Consider the following 18425-nt stretch of genomic DNA (forward strand, 5'->3'; position numbering starts at 1 on the left):
CCGCTGATCTTACTTGTTGACGATCTGCGCCTTCTTGCGCAGCTCCTCGAGGTACTTTTCGCTGTTCGGATCTTCGCCGCCAGCCTTCTTCTTGCCGAGGTCCTCGGCGCGGAAGACGACTTCTGCTGCGGTGTCGTCATTGACCTGGCGCTTCTTGCAAATCGCCAGGAATTCGACGCCCTTTTCGGTTACGCGCGTTCCCGTCGTGTTGCCGTCGCCGGCCTTCTCGACGAGCGGCTTCCATTCGTCCGGCAACTGCTGGGCCAGCATGCGGCCGAGATCACGGATAGAAACGTCACGGTAGTTTGCCGCGAAGACCTTGGCGGTATCGCATCCCGGGAACTGTCCACGCGCTGCGTTGGCTTCCGCTTGACGCTTGCCGGTAATGGCGCCGCGCTTCTTCTCCGGAATGACGAAGATGACCTGCTTGAGATAGTATTCCGTCGTGACGGGCTTGGTGCCGCCGCCTTCCATCATCCGCTTGACGAGATCGGCGCCTTGCAGGCGATTTGCGCTGCCGAAACGGAAGTTGACGGCGCGCGGCCAGCTCATCTGCACCGCGATGAACTGCTTGAAGTGGTCCGAACCAACGCCGGCCTGATCGAGAATCTTGCCGAGCTGCTCCGGCGAAAGCTTGTTGCCGGCTGCAAACCGCGCATAGGCCGCGTCCACGTCCTGCGTGCTGACCGACTGGCCGATCCGCGCGATCTCGGCACGCTTCAGCACCTCGTCGACGAGCTGCTTCTTGGCTTCCTCTGCACCACCGCCCTGACGTTGCAGGCGGAGGAAAGCGGCACGCTTGGCAATGTCGCCGGAGGTGATCACGGTATTGTTGACCGTTACCTTCACCTGACTTGCAGCTTGCGCACTCGCGCAAACCGCAATGCTCAGGCTGCCGGCCAAAGCCAGCGCCGAAAGCGTCCTCAAGATCGACATTTTCCCGCCCATCATCTTTTCCTGTCCTTGGCGCGGCCAAAGCCCGGTGCTTCGATCCGCATCCCGGCTCACGCCGTTGTTTTATCTTGTCGGAGGGAATGCATAATACATGCGGCCAAACGATGACAAGACCGTTTGGCCGGCCCGATAGCGGGCAGAGGGGCAAACAACTGGCGAATGCCCCTCCGATCGAAATGTATCAATAATAGTCCAGTTCTTCGAACTTCGTATCGCCGACATTGACGTCGCCGAGGGTGCGGAAGCTGATCCGCGCACCGATCGACCAGTCGTTCGCAATCGTGCTGTCGGTATCGCGTTCCTGCTTGTAGACGAGCGAGAACAGCGTGTCCTGATCGTCATAGGTGATGCCGAAGCCGTTGCGCGAGATGACATCATTGTTGATGTCATAGGTTATCGCGCCGAAGACGGACCAGTAATCGTGGAACTTGTAGGCTGCCGCGGTCTGGATTTCGTCCTGGTCGCTGAGCGAGCCGTAAAGCGGCTGCGCCTCGATGCGCGTATAGGTCATTGCCGCCTGCCAGGTAAGGCCGAGATAACCCACGGTGGCATCGGCGCGACGCAGCGCCAGATCCTCTTCATCGAGACGACCGGAAAGGCTGGCCATCAGGCCAGATGGCGCATCGACACCGAACATGGCGACGTAGTCCGAGCGCGTCGTTTCCAGACCGGAATTCGCACCTGCCTTGACCAGGTCGTCCGTTGCGAACGAGTTCAAGCCGCCTAGTTGGTAGGACTGGCCGACGATGCCACGCAAGCCGTAGCCGCGGTCAAACGTTCCGGTATAGCGAAGACCGACGTTGGCGCGTGTGCCGCCTTCGATGCGGTCGAAGCCGGAGAATTTGTCGCGATCGAACAGGGTCGTCGCGTCGAAGACAAAGCTCTGCGCATCTTCGTTGGGCAGGCCGCCAGCAAGTTGTTCGTCGGGACGGGCGTAGACCTGGGCGATCGGCTCGAGAACGTGGCTGCTGCCGTCGCCGACGAACAGGATCGGATAACGCGCCTCGAGACCTGCCGTCAGCATGCGCCGCGTCGCGGCATCACTGTTGTCGTAGTCCCCGGTATAGCCGGCACCCGGAGGCGTCATGTTCAGGCCGAGCGCATCCCCGCGCGCGGCGAGCAACGGCGTCAGGACGATCCCGCCCGGAGCGATGTAGGTCCGCTTCCATTCGAGCTCGGCCGTCAGGCGGTGCGACGTGCCCTCGAGGCCCCGGAACCTGTCGGTGCCGTTACTCGTATCAAGATCAAGCCGGTTGCGCTTGATGTTGGTTAGGTTCACCGTCGCCGAAAGCTCGCCACCCAATACCGGTCCCGGAGCCACGTAGGAATAGTCCAGAACCTGTGCGGCAGGCTGCTGGTTTTCAGCGATGCTGTTGGCGTCTGCGTCCTGGATATCGAAATAGAAGGCGCGCAGGTCGAAGTAATTCCGCTTGCCAAGCCCGGTGAGATAGGCCTGGTTGACGTAGGTCGTCCCGTCGAATGTCGACAGTTCGTAGGTCTTGGCGAAATTGTTGTCGGATTGGACGAGCACGTCCCAGCCGAAGGTCCAGCGCGGGTTGATGTCGAATTTGCCCTTGGAGGCGACCATGCCGCGGTTCGTTTCGAGCGCGTCGACCGTACCGGGCGTAAAGCGGCCCTTGTCCAGCTGGCTGATGCCGGCGAAACTCAAGGTGTGAAGGCCGTTATGGAAGCTCTGGCGGAACTCGCCTTCGAGCAGAAAGCCCTGGCGGCTCAGACCCGTCACGGTGGCGGTCGCGTCCATATAGGGCGAGATCGCCCAATAATAGGGGACGCCCACGCCTGCGCCGAGCTTCTGCGTGTACTGAAACTTCGGGAACAGGAAGCCGCTCTTGCGCTTGACCGTGTGGTCCGGCAGCTCCATCACCGGAATATAGGCGATCGGCTTTCCGAAAAGCTCGAAGCGGGCGTTTTCCAGCCGTATCGTCCGCGTCCGTCCATTCTGGATGACGCGCTGGGCCTTGATGTGCCACAGCGAGCGGTGTTCGGGCTTCGTCGTGCAAGGCGTGCACGCGGTGTAGACAGCCTCGTTGAGGATGAACTCTTCGCCGTTCCGCCGCTCGCCGCTGGTTGCGGCAAGCCGTGTCAGATCGGTCGTTTCGATGCGCATGGCATCGACGAAGCCGTTGCCGAAGTCATCGGTGACGTCCATCTTTTCGGCGTAGACGATATTGCCGCCCGGCTCGATCAACTGGATTTCACCGGTGGCATGAATGCGGCCCGACTTCTGGTCGTACTCGACCTGCCGGGCCACCATCTTGTAGCCGCCGTAGTCGATCTGCACGTTGCCGCGCACGATCACCTTCTCGGCGTCCTTGTTGTAGACAAGCTCATTGGCGGACAGAAGCAGCTTAGCATCTTCCGGCATGTTCGGGCGCAGCGAATCAAGGCGCTCCGAAGTCTGCTGTGCGAGCGCGGGCGCACTCATTCCCATGGCAAGTGTCTGCAGCGCCACGCCTGCGAACAGGGCAGCGTTGATCAGCTTTGTACGTTTGCGGTTGCCTACCGCCACTAGCCATCCTCCTGATTTAAAAGAATCGTCGAGCCCAGCGCCATCGCTACAACAACTGGCAACCAGGCTGCAACGAAAGGAGGCACAATACCGCTGCTCCCGAATGCTTTGACAAGCACGGTGACGACATAAAGCACGAAGCCCGATAGGATTCCACCGAGAATTACCGAGCGCGATTGGTTGAACCGGCTAAATTTCAGCGACACGCACGCGGCGATCAGCGTCATGGCGACAAGTAGCAGCGGTAGTGACAACAGTGAGTGGAATTGGGTTTCCATGCCGTTGGTGGAAAAGCCAAAGGAGCGCGCCACTTCGATCTTCCGCGGGAGGTCAAAAAACTGAATGGAATCAGCCTTTGCAAGCCTCTCCTGAACAAACTCAGGCTTCAGATTGGTGCGCAGTTGTGCCGTTTGCAGACGGCGAGGCAGCTGTCCACTGCTCGTTTCCGTGACGTCGTTAAGAAGCCAGTAACCATCTTCGAGTTTCGCCGAGGCCGCATCCTGTCTCAGAATGATCGAACCCTGTGGATCGAAGTGGATGACGGTGACGTTCAGAAGCGTGGTGCCGCCGTCCTGAACCGAGCGCGCGCCGATGATCGTATCGGTGCCCTGATAGATCTGTCGCAGCCACGGGATCGAGCCGGCATCCGAGGTGCGCGATGAACCCAGGGCAGCAAGCAGGGCCTCTTCCTTCTTCGCACCCCAGGCTGCGAGCGGGTTGAGCGCGAGTACGGCGAGTACACCGAACAGGAAGGCGCCGAGGACGAACGGGCGCAGGAATTGCCACACCGAAATGCCCGCGGCCCGGGTGACCACCAACTCGTAGCGCCGGTTGAGCGAGATCAGGGCCGCCATCGCCGAGAAGAGCGCGACGAAGGGCACCGTCTGCTGCAGGATGGTCGGGATCCGGAACGCGCTGATCAGCAACGCGCCGGTGATCGAATAACGCGGAAGGCTGGACAGGCGGCTCGCCTGCTCGCTGAAGTCGATGATGAAGACGAGCGAAAAAATTCCGACCAGAAACCAGAAGGTTGTGACGGCGTAGCGGGTCAGGAAGTAGCGGCCGAGCGTAGTGAAGATCACGATGCGTTGCTCCCGTCAGATGCGGGACGAACGAGGCGAAGGCGTACCATCAGCTCGGACAGTTTCTCCTGCCAGGTCATCGGAATGTCGAGGCGCCGGTTGCTGACGAGCTGGTGAATGGCCAGTGCGCCGGTCGCAAGGGGCACGATATACATCAGCGGAACGAACCAGACTGAATCTTCGGCGCTGTTGCCCGCATAGAAAGTCATCCACCGAATGACCAGCGCAGAACCGAGCGCACTGACCATCGGATGGACGCGCGCCTCGCGGTGTGAGCGTGCATCGCTGCAGAAGACAAGCGCGATGAGGCCGAACAGCAGCGGGAACGTCCATTCCGTCAGGCGGCGGTGCAGTTCGGCGGTGAAGGCAAGTGGGTTGCCCTGATAGACCGGATCATTGGGGTCCGGGTTGAAAAGATTGGGAAGGTCGCGATCCTTGGCGCGGATCGTCGCTTCGCGCGTCGTCTTCGTCATGTCGGTCAGATCGAAGGCATAGGAATCGAACTTGATGATCGATACGCCGCCGTCCGGCAGTTTGCGCTGGACTTCGCCGTCCTTCATCACCAGCGCCGAGCTCTTCTCGTCCACCGCACCTTCGCGCGCATAGTAAACGAGCTCGAAAGCCGGGTTGCGCGAATCGGCAACGAAGATCCCCTGAAGCACGCCGCCGCCGCGCCGGCCGCCAACCTGGACATAGAGGCCGTCGGTGATCTTGCGGAAAGCGTTCTCCTGGACGACCGAGGAAAGCAGGTCTGCATTGGCCGTTGCCAGCATCTTGCGCACGGCGACGCGCGAATAGGGCTCGACGAAATTGTCGACCACGAAGGAGAGGACGCTAAGGCCGACGGCGAGATAGATGATCGGCCGGATGATCGTCGTGCGCGAGCTTCCGGCGGCATTCAGCACCGTCAGCTCCGAATCGGTATTCATCGTCGTCAGCGTCTGGGTCACGCCGATCACCAAGGCGAAAGGCAGAATGATCGGTACGACCGAAGGCAGAATGAGCGTTGCCAGCTTGAGGAAGGCAAAGACGGATTGCCCGCTATCGGTAACCAGATTGACGTTGGTAAGGGCCTGCGTCGTCCACACGATGCCGAGCAACGGCAAAAGTGTCGCGAGGAACATGGTCATGGCACGCCGGAAAATGTAGCGTTCGATCAGCTTCATGTCCGTTTCCGGTCCAAATCCCTGCTCATGTTTCTGTGCCGCACCGCTGCATCGAAACGCCTGTTTCTGCCGCCGCCATCGGCGGGAACCGAGCTTCCGTCTTACGTCCGGCGTCGCTCGAATTGTAAAGCAACTGGGATAATCTAAGGCAAAGAACCTCGGTTAACCGCATGTAAACATCTGCGGGCATCTTGCCAAGCCGTTGAAAACCGAGAAGGGTGCGGACCACAGCTTTGACGGTGGTAGACGCAGCGAATGTTTGTCACTGTAACCGCCCGGTAACAGGGTGGGTCGAGTAAGACCGAGAAATGCCCGGAGTTTTGTAATGTCTATGAAATTTGAGTTCACCTTCGCCAAGTCCCATCGCCCGGCGGGTGGTGTCGCCGTCCTCCTGAAAGCTGCCGCAGGCCAGGCAGCGGGCGCCGATGTCGCCGATCCGGAAGGCGTGCTGGCCAAGGCGACGAAGGTCAAGAAGTTCAGCGGCAAGGCGTTCTCCACCCTCGATATCATTGCCCCGCATGGCTCGCCGGCTGACCGGATCATTGTTCTTGGCCTCGGTGATGCTGATGCCTTGACCGACCATGATTGGCTGAAGGCAGGCGGTGCCACAGCGGCGAAGTTGCGTGGAGCCGACAAGGCCACGATCTTCATCGACGTTCCCGATCTCGACGTCACCGGCAAGGCGGCCGCCGACTTCGCACTCGGTATGGAAATGAACGCCTACAGCTTCGACGGCTACAAGACGAAGAAAGCGGACGACGATGCCAAGCCGGCGGGCAAGCCAGTGAAGGTTACCATTGTTACCGGCACGGTGATTGCTGCGAAGAAGGCTTTTGCGACAGCGCAGGCGGTCGGCGAGGGCGTCTTCCTGGCCCGCGACCTGGTCAACGAACCCGCAAACGTCCTCGGTCCGCTGGAGTTCGCCGCCAAGGCGAAGGAGCTGGAAAAGCTCGGCGTCGAGGTGGAAATCCTCACCGAAAAGGAAATGAGGAAGCTTGGAATGGGTGCATTGCTCGGCGTTGCCCAGGGCTCGACGCGTCCGCCACGGCTGGTCGTGATGCAGTGGAAGGGCGGCAAGCCCAAGGATCGCCCGGTTGCTTTCGTCGGCAAGGGCGTCGTGTTCGACAGCGGCGGCATCTCGATCAAGCCCGCGGCAGGCATGGAAGAGATGAAGGGCGACATGGGCGGCGCCGCCGCGGTCACCGGATTGATGCACGTGCTCGCTGCCCGCCACGCCAAGGTCAATGTTGTCGGCATCATCGGGCTCGTGGAAAACATGCCGGATGGCAGCGCGCAGCGCCCAGGCGACATCGTTACTTCGATGTCCGGACAGACGATCGAGGTCATCAACACCGATGCCGAGGGACGTCTCGTTCTGTGCGATGCGCTCTGGTATTGCAACGACCGCTTCAAGCCGCAGGCCATTATCGATCTGGCGACGCTGACGGGTGCCATCATGGTCGCGCTTGCGACCCATCACGCCGGGCTGTTTTCGAATGATGACCGTCTTGCCGGCCAGTTGCTGGCCGCCGGCATAGCCACGCAGGAGCGTCTGTGGCGCATGCCGCTCGGCAAGGAATACGACAAGATGATCGACAGCAAGTTTGCCGACATGAAAAACACCGGCGGACGTCATGGCGGCGCGATTACGGCGGCGCAGTTTCTGAAGCGCTTCGTTGGGGATACGCCCTGGGCGCATCTCGATGTCGCCGGCACCGCCATGGGCTCGCCGACCGACGAAGTCAATCAGTCCTGGGGCTCGGGCTTCGGCGTTCGCCTTCTCGATGAGCTGGTCCACGCGAGCTACGAGTCCTGAGCGGCATTGCGAGCCGTGGTGAAGGCCGTGGAGAGATCGGTATGACCGAGATCCTTTTCTATCACCTGACGGAATCGAAGCTCGAGGATGCGCTTCCGCCGCTGCTCGACAAGAGCGTCGAGCGCGGCTGGAGGGTGGTGGTGCAGACGGTCGATGCCGAGAGGCGCGATGCGCTCGACACGCATCTCTGGGTTTACCGGGACGAAAGCTTCCTGCCGCATGGGACCGACGCCGGTGAACTGGCTGCCGAGCAACCGGTTCTGCTCGTGGCCGACGACGGCAACCACAACGCAGCAACCGTTCGCTTCGTCATCGATGGTGCCAATCCGCCACCGGTGGAGACCTACGAGCGGATTGTCTTCATGTTCGACGGCTACGACCAGGAGCAGCTCGAAGCCGCCCGCGGTCACTGGAAACGGCTGAAAGGCGAGGGCCACAGCCTCACCTATTGGCAACAGAACCGCGACGGGCGCTGGGAAAAGAAAGCCTGAACGACGCAACCGAACTGCTTCATGACGAAAAAGCCCGCAGCAAGATCGCGGGCTTTTTCTCTCGGTCCTGCCTCGAAGCTTACAGCGCTGCGCGTCAAACATGACGCGCAAAGGACGCTGTAGCGCTTTAAACTTCCGGCATAATTTTATCCTTAAATCGGATCCGATTTAAGGAATTATGCCATAGAGCCTTTCCAGGAAAAGTGCGAAACGGTTTTCCGTCAGGAAATGCGTAAAATCAAAGAGATCGAGCGTTTTCATGACTCTGTTTAAGACGGAAATGCTCAGTCGTGAAAGGCTTCGACGAACTTGCGTCGGCCAAGCATGAACGCATCGGCGACGTGGCGCAGCGGCGCCAGATCGACGTCCGAGGTCTTGGCCCTGATGATTTCGGCGAAACGCTTGTAGAGCATCGGATATTCCTGCTCCGGCTCCTCGTGCACGATCTTGCCGTCGAGCGAGAGCTTTGCACCACCTTCCGAAAGCACCATTTCTCCGGCATCGGTCTCAGCGACGATGTCCCAGCTCTGTTTGCCGGTCTGGCGCCAGTCGAACTCTGCAGAAACGGCCAGCTTGTTCGCATCGGTGAAGGCGATCGTGGCAGCGATCGGGGCGTCGCGGTTTTCCGGGAATTCCAGCGTGGCTGCGGTAATGAACAGCGGCCGCGGCAAGATGTGCGTCACGATCGACAGCGCGTTGATGCCAGGATCGAAGATGCCGAGGCCACCCGCCGCCCAGATCCATTCCTGGTTCGGGTGCCAGTGGCGCACATCTTCCTTCCAGATGATTTTCACATCGCGGATTGTCGTTGCCGCGAGAAACGATTTCGCCGCCTCTACGGCCGGGGCATAGCGCGAATGCCAGCTTGCAAACAGCGACAGCCCCTTGGAAGCAGCCAGGGCTTCCAGATCCGCGACTTCGCTCAACGTGGCGCCGGGCGGTTTTTCGAGGAAGACGTGCTTGCCGGCATCAAGGGCGGTGCGCGCCGCCTCGTATCGGTATTGCGGCGGCATGCACAGCGACACGGCCTCGATTGCGGGAACCGCCTCCAGCATCGCCTCGATCGACTTGAAATTATCGATGCCATCGACGGTGCCGTGGCGGCTCGCAGCGGCAATCAGCCGGTAGTCGCCGTTCTTGGCAATGGCTGGCAGGTGTTGGTCACGAACGATCTTGCCGACGCCGACAAGCGCGATTTGAATTGGAGGCATGGTGTTTCGCTCATATTAGTATGATTTATTGTCGGTTCTTGTAGCAGATTGCGCGGCGCGGGCAAGCGCTGCCGAAGAGATGCGAGCCCGGTTTGCCGAACGGCAAACAAACGGGACCGGGCCCATTCTCTCCGGCCTCTTGCGCCCTAGCTTCTACAATCCATGATGCCGATCCACATGGTCAGCAAACGCGACACGCGTGGAAGCCGGCAGAACGAGGAGAGATTATGCGCCATCAAATCCGTCATGCCAGTCGCGACGAGCTCGATGCCATCATCGATTGGGCGGCTCGCGAAGGCTGGAACCCGGGGCTAGACGATGCTGCGGCATTCTGGGCGGCGGACCCGGAAGGATACTGGGTGACGGAGCGCGAGGGCAAGCTGGCTGCCTCCATTTCGCTGGTGCGCGATGATGAGAACTATGCCTTTCTCGGTTTCTACATAACGGCACCGGATTTTCGCCGGCAGGGCATCGGCAGCCAGATGTGGCAGCAGGCCCTGGCGGCGGCCGGACAACGCATCGTCGGTCTCGATGGTGTCGTTGCCGAGCAGGAGAACTACCGCCGGTCCGGCTTTGTCCTCGCCCACGCCAATATTCGCTATGGAGGCATCGTCGACGTGGTCGAGCCTCCGGGCACGGACCTGGTGGAGGTCGCGCCCGTCCACATGCCGATGCTGATCGACTACGACCGCCGCTTCATGCCAGCCCGGCGCGATGCCTTTCTCACCGAATGGCTGAGGCAGGGCCGGACGCGTCGAAGCATTGTGTTGCTTCGGGACGGCGCGATTGCCGGCTATGGCACGCTGCGCGCCTGCCGGCAGGGCTACAGGATCGGCCCGCTCTTTTCCGAGAGCGAGACGACCGCCGACCTGGTGTTTCGCAAGCTGGCCGCGACGGTGAAGGGGGAGGAAGTCTATCTCGACATTCCCGAGCCGAATGTCTCGGCGCGGGCACTGTGCGAGCGCTACAACATGAAGCCGGTTTTCGAAACGGCGCGGATGTATCGCGGCATCGCACCCGATCTGCCGCTTGCCCGGATCTACGGCATCACCACGTTCGAACTCGGTTGACCGGCGATCACCTGTCGGAAAGGCCAGTTCGAAAGCGTGGAATCAACTGGCCATCGCGTCTTCGTATTCGGCCGAGAGCTCAAGCCATTGTTCCTCGGCATGCGCAAGCTTTTCGACCGCGTCGGAGCGTTCCTTGGCCTTATGTGCGGCTTTCGCCGGCGACTTTTCGTAGAGTGCGGGGTCGGCGAGTTCAGTGTCGAGCGTCTGAATCACTTTCTCCAGTTTTCCTGTCAGCGATTCGATTTCGTTGATCTTTTTCCTCAACGGGGCAAGCGACGCGCGCTTGTCCGCATTGGCCTTGCGCTGGTCCGCCTTGGACAGGGAATCGTCCGCTCCGGTAACCTTCGGCTTGTCTTCCTTCGCCTTCGGGCCGCCAACGATCAGGCTTCGATAGTCTTCCAGGTCGCCGTCGTAGCTCGTCACCGTTCCGTCCCGCACGAGCCACAGCCGGTCGGCAGTCGCCTCGATCAGGTGGCGGTCGTGCGAAATCAGGATCACGGCGCCGGAATAGTCGTTGAGCGCGGTGATCAACGCATTGCGGCTGTCGATATCCAAATGGTTGGTCGGTTCGTCGAGGATCAGGAGGTTGGGTGCGTCAAAGGCGGCGAGCCCCATCAGCAGGCGCGCCTTCTCGCCGCCCGAGAGGTCCTTGGCGGGCGTTTCCATCTTTTCGGTCGCCAGGCCCATCTGCGCCACGCGGGCGCGCACCTTCGCTTCCGGCGCTTCCGGCATGCGGCGACGCACGTGCTCGACGGCGCTTTGCGTCGGGATCAGATCGTCCAGCTGGTGCTGCGCAAAGAAACCGATCTTGAGGTTCGGCGCGATTTTCAGTTCGCCGGATTCAGGCGCCAGCCGTCCGGAAATGAACTTGGCGAAAGTCGACTTGCCGTTGCCGTTCGATCCGAGCAGCGCGATCCGATCGTCGGTGTCGATCCGCAGATTCAGGCGCTTGAGAATCGGTTTGCCGGGCTCATATCCAACGGTACCGCCGGTGACGGCGATGATCGGTGACGCGGCTTCCTTCTCCGGATCGGGGAAGGAGAAGCCCTGGACATGATCCTCGATCACCGCGGCGATCGTGCCCATGCGCTCCAGCGCCTTCACGCGGCTCTGCGCCTGGCGGGCCTTGGTGGCCTTGGCCTTGAAGCGGTCGATAAAGCTCTGAAGATGCTTGCGTGCGGCGTCGTTTTTTGCCTTCGCCTTCATCTGCAGCTCGTCGGCTTCTGCCTTCTGCCGCTCGAACTGGTCGTAGGGCCCGCGATAGAAGGTGAGCTTCTTCTGGTCCAGATGCACGATGGCGTTGACTGCCGTGTTCAGAAGGTCGCGGTCGTGGCTGATGATGATGACGGTGTGCGGATAGCGGCGAATGTAATCCTCGAGCCAGAGCGTACCTTCAAGGTCGAGATAGTTGGTCGGCTCGTCGAGCAGCAGCAGGTCCGGCTCGGAAAAGAGCACGCCTGCGAGCGCCACCCGCATCCGCCAACCGCCGGAGAAGGAGGAGGCCGGACGCAGCTGAGCTTCGTGATCGAAACCGAGGCCGGCGAGAATGCTCGCGGCACGCGCTTCCGCCGAGTGGGCGCCGATATCGGCAAGCCGCGTCTGAATCTCGGCAATGCGGTGCGGATCGGTCGCGGTCTCCGCTTCGGCGACCAGCGCCGTGCGCTCCTTGTCAGCCTTGAGCACGATCTCGATCAGCGGCTCCTCGGTGCCGGGCGCTTCCTGGGCAACCTGGCCGATCCGCGCGTTCTTGGGCAGCGAAATCGTGCCGGCTTCCGAAGCGAACTCACCGGTAATGATGCGGAACAGCGTCGATTTGCCGGCACCGTTTCGTCCCACAAGCCCGGCCTTCGTGCCGGACGGCAGCGTCATGGATGCGTTTTCGATGAGGAGACGGCCCGCGATGCGGGCGGAAAGGCCGGAAATCTGGATCATTGCGGCCTTTTGCCCGGACTTGAGGCGGAAGGCAAGAGGTGCGTGGCGACTGCTGTTTCGGCCAGGCGCGTGGAGGTCTGGTTCGTGGTTTTCAAGGGGCCATTGTTATCAATTCATGAACAACGCGTTCCGACAATCGATACTACACATCCTCATCGTGAGGGACCATCTGTTTAAACGAAGGGCAGCGAAAGGCTCTTCCGACCGCCTCGATCGACTGAACGCCATCGGCAAGGCCACCGCGTTCCAGCAAAGACCGATCCGGCCAGACGTAGTTTTGATGAAACCCTCGTTCAAGCGAACGAGCCTCCCAGGAGCAAAGACGATGAAATCCACGATCCACACCGCACTCGCCGCAGCTCTCGTTGCAACTGCCGTTCTCGGCGGCGCCTCAGCGGCATTTGCCGGCGGCAGCTATTACGAAGGCATCAGCCCGACCCCGCTCTTTACCGAACGCGCTCCCAAGGCAGCCGGTAGCTCCACCCTGAACATCCGTGGTTCGGAAGCCGGATATGTTGACCGCACCTCCACCGGCTCGGTCTACAATTACGACGCCCGGCCGCGGGTTGCTCAGGGCGGCGAAGGCGAATACTACCAGGGCATCTCCCGCTAAGGCGCATTCCGTCGCCGGTCATGGGGCCACCGGCCCCATGACATTTCATCCCGATCAAGGAAGAGACCTATGAACAAGTCCATCGCAACGCTTCTCGTTGCAGCGGCGACGTTGGCCGGCGCATCGGCCGCATTTGCCGGCGGCAGCTACTATGAAGGCGTCAGCCCGACGCCGCTCTTTACCGGTCGCGCGGCCGCTTCGGCCGGTGCCGGCGCATCGGCAAGCACGGTCGATGGCGGTGATTACTACGCCGGCATCGAGAACAAGTCGGTCGATGCCACGGCGACAGGCGCGATTGCCAATGGCCACGCGAAGGCCTTCGGCAAGACCAGCCAGGACAGTCAGTAACCCACGCCAAACGGACGACCAGATAACCCGGTCCCGCCAAGCGGGGCCGGGTTATTTCGTTTTGGCGTTGCCAATGAGGTGATTTGCCATGACAGAAAAAATCCAAGTCGCAGAAAGGCTCTTTGAGCTCTATCACTGCGTCCATCGCCTGGTGAACGCGTCCATGAGTGAAGAAGGCGTCTCGCTCGCGCGCAGCAAGTTCCTGTTCTATCTCAGCGAACTCGGGCCCTGTCGTTGCGCCGACATCGCTTCGGCACTCAGCTTTGCCCCGCGAACCGTGACCGAGGCGATTGACGGGCTGGAACGGGACGGCATGGTCATCCGCGAGCCGGACCCCGAGGACCGGCGGGCGAAGATCATCTCGATTACCGATCTTGGACGGGCCGGCCTCGAAGCGGCTCTCCAGCCACGTCGCCAGATGATCGAGGAGCTTTTCTCGACGCTTGATGACGGTGAGCGCACGGATCTTTATCGTCTGCTCGGTCGGCTCAGCGAGAAGGCTTGCGAAATCGACGCGAGCCGGATGGCCATCCATGAGCGACAGTCGGAGGCCGCGTAGGGAAACCCGCACGCGATTACGCATGTCGCGTGATAACGACCTGTGCAAAGACAACGCTTAAAGCGCAGCAAGCAAATCCTAGCGACTGCGACGCGCTTTAAGCCGCGTGCGGCGCATAGATCTTTGCCCGGTTGCCGCCAAGCTCTGCCGAATAGGCCTGTATGCCTGACCGTGGGCCCGTTCTGGCGGCCGCAAGCGCCAGCTCGGCCTGCTGCATGAAATCGGTGGGCGTCGCCATCGGCTGTGCTATCGCGATGCCGGCCGAGAGCGAAAACGTTTCTGTTGTGAAGGCACGGCCGGGTAGGGCGACGCGCAACGCTTCCACCGAATGCCGAATGCGCTGCGCAATCGCTTCAACGTTCTCCTCAGTGACGTCGCTGCAGAGGAACGCGAATTCCTGGCCGCCGACGCGTGCGACGAAGTCGCTCTTCTTGATCGACTTGCGAAACAGCGTCGAAACCTTGCCGAGCGCCTTTTCCGCGGTGGCGGCGCCGTGCTGCTCGGCGATGCCGCGCAATCCCTCGACCGACACAACGAGCAGGGCGACCGGCGCTGCCTTGCCCTCGGCTTCAAGCAGTGTTTTCAAACGTGCCGTCAGAGCCAGGCGATTGGGCAGGCCGGTGGCGGGGTCTCTGGTCAACGGTTTGCGACTTTCGGCGAACTCGCCTTCCAGCGCCGCGAAGCGCTCGGCGCTTGCCTGCAAGACCGTTTGAAATACCTGTTCCTCATTCATCAGCAGGCCGGCCGCGTCCCGCAGCCTTGCTGCGTCATCGGCGAACTCCGAGATTGCCGCAACCGGGTCGGCGGCCAGACGGTCTTTGAAGCGGTCAAGCTGGCTTCTGAAGGCATGTTTTTGCGCCAGGCTGTGCTTCAGTTGCAGAGCGAGATCGCTGAGCGCGTCCTGTGCCGCCGCCCTTGCTCTGTCGGCTGCAAGCGCCCCGTGAGCCACCAGGTGATGTTTGAGACCAAGCTCGTCGAGGGCGTCCTGTTGCGGCGCGGCGCCGAGCGTCACCAGGTCGCGCGAGAGCTGCGGCAACCGGCCGGACAAGGCTTCATAGACGAGCTCATAGTTGCGTGGCAGTGCCGCGATGCCAAGCTGAGACATGGATTGCGCCACCTTCAAGATGATGGCCGTGCTTTTCGTCTGCGATCGGCCGGTGTTCGCGGGAACTTGCCTGGTCATTCCGTGGTCGTCCTCGATGCCTGTATGGGATCCGAAAACACTATGGCGGCGCGGCGTTTAAGGGAGTCTGAAGATACCCGCCGCAACACAAGATGTGCCCGGTATGGTTGCCGAAATTTCACCGGAGGGGAAGGCGGTGCAACCGGTCGGAGCAGGAGCGTTGAAAGCTGCAGTTTTAATTCATGTTTATAGTTGACGGAGCTTGTCAGGAATTATATGCCGCCTTGCTAAATTGGGAGGGAGGCTCGAATGCAGTGCGACGGTTTGACCATGCCCCCTTCCTTCATTGCGGATCTGGCGGCGTGGGGCGAGCATCCCGCTCTGGTTCTTCCCGGCCAGCGTCTCGTGACCTATCGCGAACTGCATGAAAGGGTCGATCGCCAGGCGGCACTTTTTCCGCGCACCCGCGCGCTGGTAACGCTCGAGCCCGAGCTTTCCGAACATGCGATCATTGCCTATCTTGCGGCACTGAGGGCCGGACATGTGGTTGCCATGCAGGCGCCGCGCGGCGCCGGTACCGTGGCCTGGACCGACATGTTCGAGCCGGACTGTGCCTATCGCCGGATGGACGGCCGCTGGCGAACGGAACATCTGGCGTGCAGCGATAAACCGCTGCATCCGGACCTTGGCCTGTTGCTGTCGACCTCCGGCAGCACTGGTTGCGGCAAGGCGGTGCGGCTTTCCACCACCAACATTTCGGCGAACGCCCGCTCGATTGCCGCGTATCTGGAGCTCGGCGCCGACGATTGCGCCTGCCTGATCCTGCCGCTCCATTACTCCTACGGACTTTCGGTGCTGAATGCCCATCTGAGCGTCGGCGCCAGCCTCTATATCCCCAGCGGCTCCATCCTTGACCCCGGGTTCCTTGACGGTCTCGCCGGTAGCGGCTGCACCAATCTTTCCGGTGTGCCCTATTCCTATGAGCTCCTGGAAAAGGTCGGGTTTCGCAATCGCGCGTTCCCGCACTTACGTTTCATGACGGTTGCCGGCGGACGCCTGGCGCCGGAGCGCGTCCGTGCCTATGACGAGCATCTTCGCGCCCGGGGCGCCGCCTTCTTCGTCATGTACGGCCAGACCGAAGCGACGGCCCGCATCGCCTATGTGCCGCCGGCTCGGCTCGAGGGCAACGAAGACCGGATCGGCATCGCCATTCCCGGAGGCGCGTTGTCGATCGAGGACGAGCAGGGGCGAGCGGTTGCCGGTGCCGGTATCGTCGGCGAACTCGTCTATCGCGGCCCCAATGTGATGATGGGCTACGCCTCGTCGCGACAGGACCTGGCCCGGGGGGCGGACCTTGACGAACTGCGTACGGGCGACCTGGCGGTCCGCGAAGCCGATGGTCTTTTCCGCGTCGTCGGGCGCATGAAACGCATGTCCAAGATCGCTGGCCTGCGCATCGGCCACGATGCCCTTGAGCAGGCTTTGGAGCAACGCGGTCTGGTGGCTGCGATCGTCGGCGATGACGACGGGCTGCATGCCTTTTTTCAGGGGGAGGGCCGACCCGAGGATGTCCGCCGCCTGCTTGTTGCTGCGAGCGGCCTGACACTCGCCCATATCAGGGCCACGCGCCTGCCGGAAATCCCGAGATTGCCGTCAGGCAAAGTCGATTACAGCGCGCTGAATCTTGCCGCAAAGCAGGCGATCGCCGCCGGCGGCAGCGATCGTGAAGGCATCGAAAATCTTTTCCGACAGGTGTTCTATCCCGCACGGGTGAAGCCCGAGGATAGTTTCCTCTCGCTCGGCGGTGATTCGTTGCGTTTCGTGCAGCTCTCGATCGGTCTCGAAAAGGCGCTCGGGCAAGCGCCGGAACTGTGGGAGGCCATGCCGATCGCAACGCTTGCGGCGCTGGAAAGACGGGACGCGACGACGACACGGATCGGAATGGATCTCATCATCCGTGCCTTGGCGATACTGCTCGTCGTTCTTCACCATGAGACCTTGTGGCCGCTGCCGGGCGGGTCGGCTGCCATGGTCATCCTTGCCGGTTTCAGCCTCGCCCGGTTCCAGATGGGGCAGCTTCTGGCCGGTGGTGGCTTTGCTATTCTGCGACCGCTTACCCAGATCCTGGTGCCCTATTATCTCATCGTCGGCGCCTATGCTGCGGTTTGGGGCGAGGTCCCCTGGGCCTCCGTCTTCCTCGTCGGCAATTTCGGGTTTGCCGATCCGGAGACCCGCGGCATGGTGCCCTACCTCTACTGGTTCATCGAAGCCTATTGCCAGATGATGCTGGTCTTCGTGTCGCTGTTTGCGATCCCGCGCTTCCGGCGGTTTGCGGCTCGACAACCCTTTGCAACGGGTATGCTGCTGTTCGGCGTGGCGCTGGTCGCCCGGCTGGCGCTGCCGATGCTGTGGTCGATCGGCAATCGGCAGATCTTCACCTTGCCGTGGATCTTCTATCTCGCGGTGATCGGGTGGTGCGCGGCGATCGCCGAACCGCATGGGCAGCGATTGCTGCTGGTGGCAGCCGGAACCGGCGCGTTCCTGTTCTTCGGCCTTTACGAGGGCGTCTGGATCGGCACGAAGATCAAGTATCTGCTGTTGATCGCCGTGCTCGTCGCTCTCGTCTACGCGCCGCGCGTCAGCGTTCCACGCTGGGCGGCACAAGTCGTGCTGCCGCTATCGGCCGCCGGTTTCCATATCTACATCCTGCACCGTTTTGTCCCGGAACTGTTGATGGCGCCGCTGCAGGCGCATCTGCCAACCGTGCTCTTCTCCACGGTGTCGATCGTGGGCGGCATCGGACTTGGCCTTGCCGCCTGGCTGGCGCAACGCCACTTGCTCAAAATGGCTGCGAACGGAAGGCAGAAAGCCGGGCTGTCGCTCGATCATCTACGGCCGATCGCTCGGTGGGCTGCGCTAGCTCGCCCACTTCTCGCCCTCGGCCCACAGAAAGAACGCGAGATCCAGCACAATTGACGGGCGGCCAAGGGCCGTCAGCGTCGCATGCAACTGGCCGCGATGGTGGGTCTGGTGGTTGAAGACGTGGGCCAGCGTCGGTCCGAGCTTTTGCGTGATGCTGACCGGCGTACTGAGGGGCGTGTAGGTGAACGTGGCTGCAAGCCGCGCATTATCGAGGCCGTCGATCCAGGCAATCATCCGCGCATCTTCCCGCTCGCGTGCAATGGCGAGGCTGGCGAGATCGTCGTGGAGCGTCGCATCCAGTGCCGTCGGCGCGTCGCCTTCGCCGGTAAAGCGCTTCATCCAGATGCGATCCGCGGCGAGGATATGATTGAGCGTCGCAAGCACCGAGCCGAAGAAGGCGCCCTTGCTCTGCCTCAGATCTCTTTCCGTAAGTTCTGCCGCTGCCGCATAGAGCCGGCGGTTGGCCCAGTTGTTGTAATCGGCGAACATGCGAAAATGATCGAGCATCTGTTTCTCCTAAGCGGTCGCAAGGTTAGCGCAGATCCGCATTCCTGTGGCGAATGCCACCTATGAAATTTAATGATTTGATCCTTCGACCAGTCTGGCGT

The 18425-nt window shown here is 61.4% G+C and carries 15 protein-coding genes; 7 read left to right on the forward strand and 8 right to left on the reverse strand.

Annotated elements, in window-relative coordinates; translation table 11 throughout:
* Window positions 1–9 precede the first annotated feature (9 nt).
* From BC363_RS22500 to lptF, 4 genes are all read right to left on the reverse strand, one after another.
* On the reverse strand, window positions 10–951 hold the full coding sequence (locus tag BC363_RS22500) for a peptidylprolyl isomerase (protein ID WP_065787245.1): 942 nt from the start codon (window positions 949–951) through the stop codon (window positions 10–12).
* A 184-nt stretch (window positions 952–1135) separates the two neighbouring features.
* Entirely contained in the window at window positions 1136–3484 is a 2349-nt protein-coding gene (locus BC363_RS22505) for an LPS-assembly protein LptD (RefSeq protein WP_065787244.1), read from the reverse strand.
* A complete protein-coding gene (gene lptG / locus BC363_RS22510; RefSeq protein WP_065787243.1) occupies window positions 3484–4566 on the reverse strand; it encodes an LPS export ABC transporter permease LptG in 1083 nt (360 codons plus the stop codon). Before lptG ends, BC363_RS22505 begins: the two co-directional genes overlap by 1 nt.
* On the reverse strand, window positions 4563–5732 hold the full coding sequence (lptF, locus tag BC363_RS22515; protein WP_065787242.1) for an LPS export ABC transporter permease LptF: 1170 nt from the start codon (window positions 5730–5732) through the stop codon (window positions 4563–4565). The genes lptG and lptF overlap by 4 nt, the downstream gene beginning before the upstream one ends.
* A gap of 325 nt (window positions 5733–6057) precedes the next feature.
* On the opposite strand from lptF, the gene BC363_RS22520 reads away from it, so the two are divergent.
* Window positions 6058–7548 carry a leucyl aminopeptidase gene (locus BC363_RS22520; protein ID WP_065787241.1) on the forward strand — a complete coding sequence of 497 codons (1491 nt, stop codon included), beginning with the start codon at window positions 6058–6060 and terminating at the stop codon, window positions 7546–7548.
* A gap of 41 nt (window positions 7549–7589) precedes the next feature.
* Window positions 7590–8039, forward strand: a complete 450-nt coding sequence (locus BC363_RS22525; RefSeq protein ID WP_053246931.1) for a DNA polymerase III subunit chi — start codon at window positions 7590–7592, stop codon at window positions 8037–8039.
* A gap of 284 nt (window positions 8040–8323) precedes the next feature.
* Here the strand turns inward: BC363_RS22525 and BC363_RS22530 are convergent, their stop codons facing one another.
* Complete coding sequence (locus tag BC363_RS22530; RefSeq protein ID WP_065787240.1) at window positions 8324–9250, reverse strand: Gfo/Idh/MocA family oxidoreductase; 927 nt, start codon at window positions 9248–9250, stop codon at window positions 8324–8326.
* A gap of 227 nt (window positions 9251–9477) precedes the next feature.
* Here BC363_RS22530 and BC363_RS22535 point away from each other — a divergent pair, with 227 nt between their 5' ends.
* Window positions 9478–10320 (forward strand): GNAT family N-acetyltransferase, encoded by an 843-nt coding sequence (locus tag BC363_RS22535; RefSeq protein WP_065787239.1) that lies wholly within the window; start codon window positions 9478–9480, stop codon window positions 10318–10320.
* A gap of 42 nt (window positions 10321–10362) precedes the next feature.
* Here BC363_RS22535 and BC363_RS22540 read toward each other — a convergent pair whose 3' ends face one another.
* The gene (locus BC363_RS22540; RefSeq protein ID WP_065787238.1) at window positions 10363–12252 is read right to left on the reverse strand and encodes an ABC-F family ATP-binding cassette domain-containing protein; all 1890 of its coding nucleotides are present in this window, start codon (window positions 12250–12252) and stop codon (window positions 10363–10365) included.
* Between the two features lie 325 nt (window positions 12253–12577).
* On the opposite strand from BC363_RS22540, the gene BC363_RS22545 reads away from it, so the two are divergent.
* The 3 genes from BC363_RS22545 (at window position 12578) to BC363_RS22555 (ending at window position 13772) form a co-directional block, all read left to right on the forward strand.
* Complete coding sequence (locus BC363_RS22545; protein WP_065787237.1) at window positions 12578–12865, forward strand: hypothetical protein; 288 nt, start codon at window positions 12578–12580, stop codon at window positions 12863–12865.
* Between the two features lie 69 nt (window positions 12866–12934).
* Window positions 12935–13213 carry a hypothetical protein gene (locus BC363_RS22550; RefSeq protein ID WP_065787236.1) on the forward strand — a complete coding sequence of 93 codons (279 nt, stop codon included), beginning with the start codon at window positions 12935–12937 and terminating at the stop codon, window positions 13211–13213.
* A gap of 88 nt (window positions 13214–13301) precedes the next feature.
* Entirely contained in the window at window positions 13302–13772 is a 471-nt protein-coding gene (locus BC363_RS22555; RefSeq protein ID WP_065787235.1) for a MarR family transcriptional regulator, read from the forward strand.
* 97 nt (window positions 13773–13869) lie between these two features.
* Here BC363_RS22555 and BC363_RS22560 read toward each other — a convergent pair whose 3' ends face one another.
* Window positions 13870–14955 carry a GGDEF domain-containing protein gene (locus BC363_RS22560; RefSeq protein ID WP_065787234.1) on the reverse strand — a complete coding sequence of 362 codons (1086 nt, stop codon included), beginning with the start codon at window positions 14953–14955 and terminating at the stop codon, window positions 13870–13872.
* A gap of 249 nt (window positions 14956–15204) precedes the next feature.
* Between BC363_RS22560 and BC363_RS22565 the strand changes: the two genes are divergently transcribed.
* Complete coding sequence (locus BC363_RS22565) at window positions 15205–17871, forward strand: AMP-binding protein (protein ID WP_065787233.1); 2667 nt, start codon at window positions 15205–15207, stop codon at window positions 17869–17871.
* On the opposite strand, the gene BC363_RS22570 is transcribed toward BC363_RS22565, so the two are convergent.
* The gene (locus tag BC363_RS22570) at window positions 17812–18324 is read right to left on the reverse strand and encodes a DinB family protein (protein ID WP_065787232.1); all 513 of its coding nucleotides are present in this window, start codon (window positions 18322–18324) and stop codon (window positions 17812–17814) included. The genes BC363_RS22565 and BC363_RS22570 overlap by 60 nt on opposite strands.
* Window positions 18325–18425 lie beyond the last annotated feature (101 nt).

Origin of the sequence: Ensifer sp. LC384 (assembly GCF_001695865.1) — a bacterium.
Taxonomy (GTDB): Bacteria; Pseudomonadota; Alphaproteobacteria; order Rhizobiales; family Rhizobiaceae; genus Ensifer.

Coding starts and splice junctions, on each gene's coding strand:
- BC363_RS22530 (WP_065787240.1), bottom strand. CDS start 9,250: ATGCCTCCAATTCAAATCGCGCTTGTCGGCGTCGGCAAGATCGTTCGT.
- BC363_RS22540 (WP_065787238.1), bottom strand. CDS start 12,252: ATGATCCAGATTTCCGGCCTTTCCGCCCGCATCGCGGGCCGTCTCCTC.
- BC363_RS22500 (WP_065787245.1), bottom strand. CDS start 951: ATGATGGGCGGGAAAATGTCGATCTTGAGGACGCTTTCGGCGCTGGCT.
- BC363_RS22555 (WP_065787235.1), top strand. CDS start 13,302: ATGACAGAAAAAATCCAAGTCGCAGAAAGGCTCTTTGAGCTCTATCAC.
- BC363_RS22550 (WP_065787236.1), top strand. CDS start 12,935: ATGAACAAGTCCATCGCAACGCTTCTCGTTGCAGCGGCGACGTTGGCC.
- BC363_RS22565 (WP_065787233.1), top strand. CDS start 15,205: ATGCAGTGCGACGGTTTGACCATGCCCCCTTCCTTCATTGCGGATCTG.
- BC363_RS22545 (WP_065787237.1), top strand. CDS start 12,578: ATGAAATCCACGATCCACACCGCACTCGCCGCAGCTCTCGTTGCAACT.
- BC363_RS22560 (WP_065787234.1), bottom strand. CDS start 14,955: ATGACCAGGCAAGTTCCCGCGAACACCGGCCGATCGCAGACGAAAAGC.
- BC363_RS22525 (WP_053246931.1), top strand. CDS start 7,590: ATGACCGAGATCCTTTTCTATCACCTGACGGAATCGAAGCTCGAGGAT.
- lptF (WP_065787242.1), bottom strand. CDS start 5,732: ATGAAGCTGATCGAACGCTACATTTTCCGGCGTGCCATGACCATGTTC.
- BC363_RS22535 (WP_065787239.1), top strand. CDS start 9,478: ATGCGCCATCAAATCCGTCATGCCAGTCGCGACGAGCTCGATGCCATC.
- BC363_RS22520 (WP_065787241.1), top strand. CDS start 6,058: ATGTCTATGAAATTTGAGTTCACCTTCGCCAAGTCCCATCGCCCGGCG.
- BC363_RS22570 (WP_065787232.1), bottom strand. CDS start 18,324: ATGCTCGATCATTTTCGCATGTTCGCCGATTACAACAACTGGGCCAAC.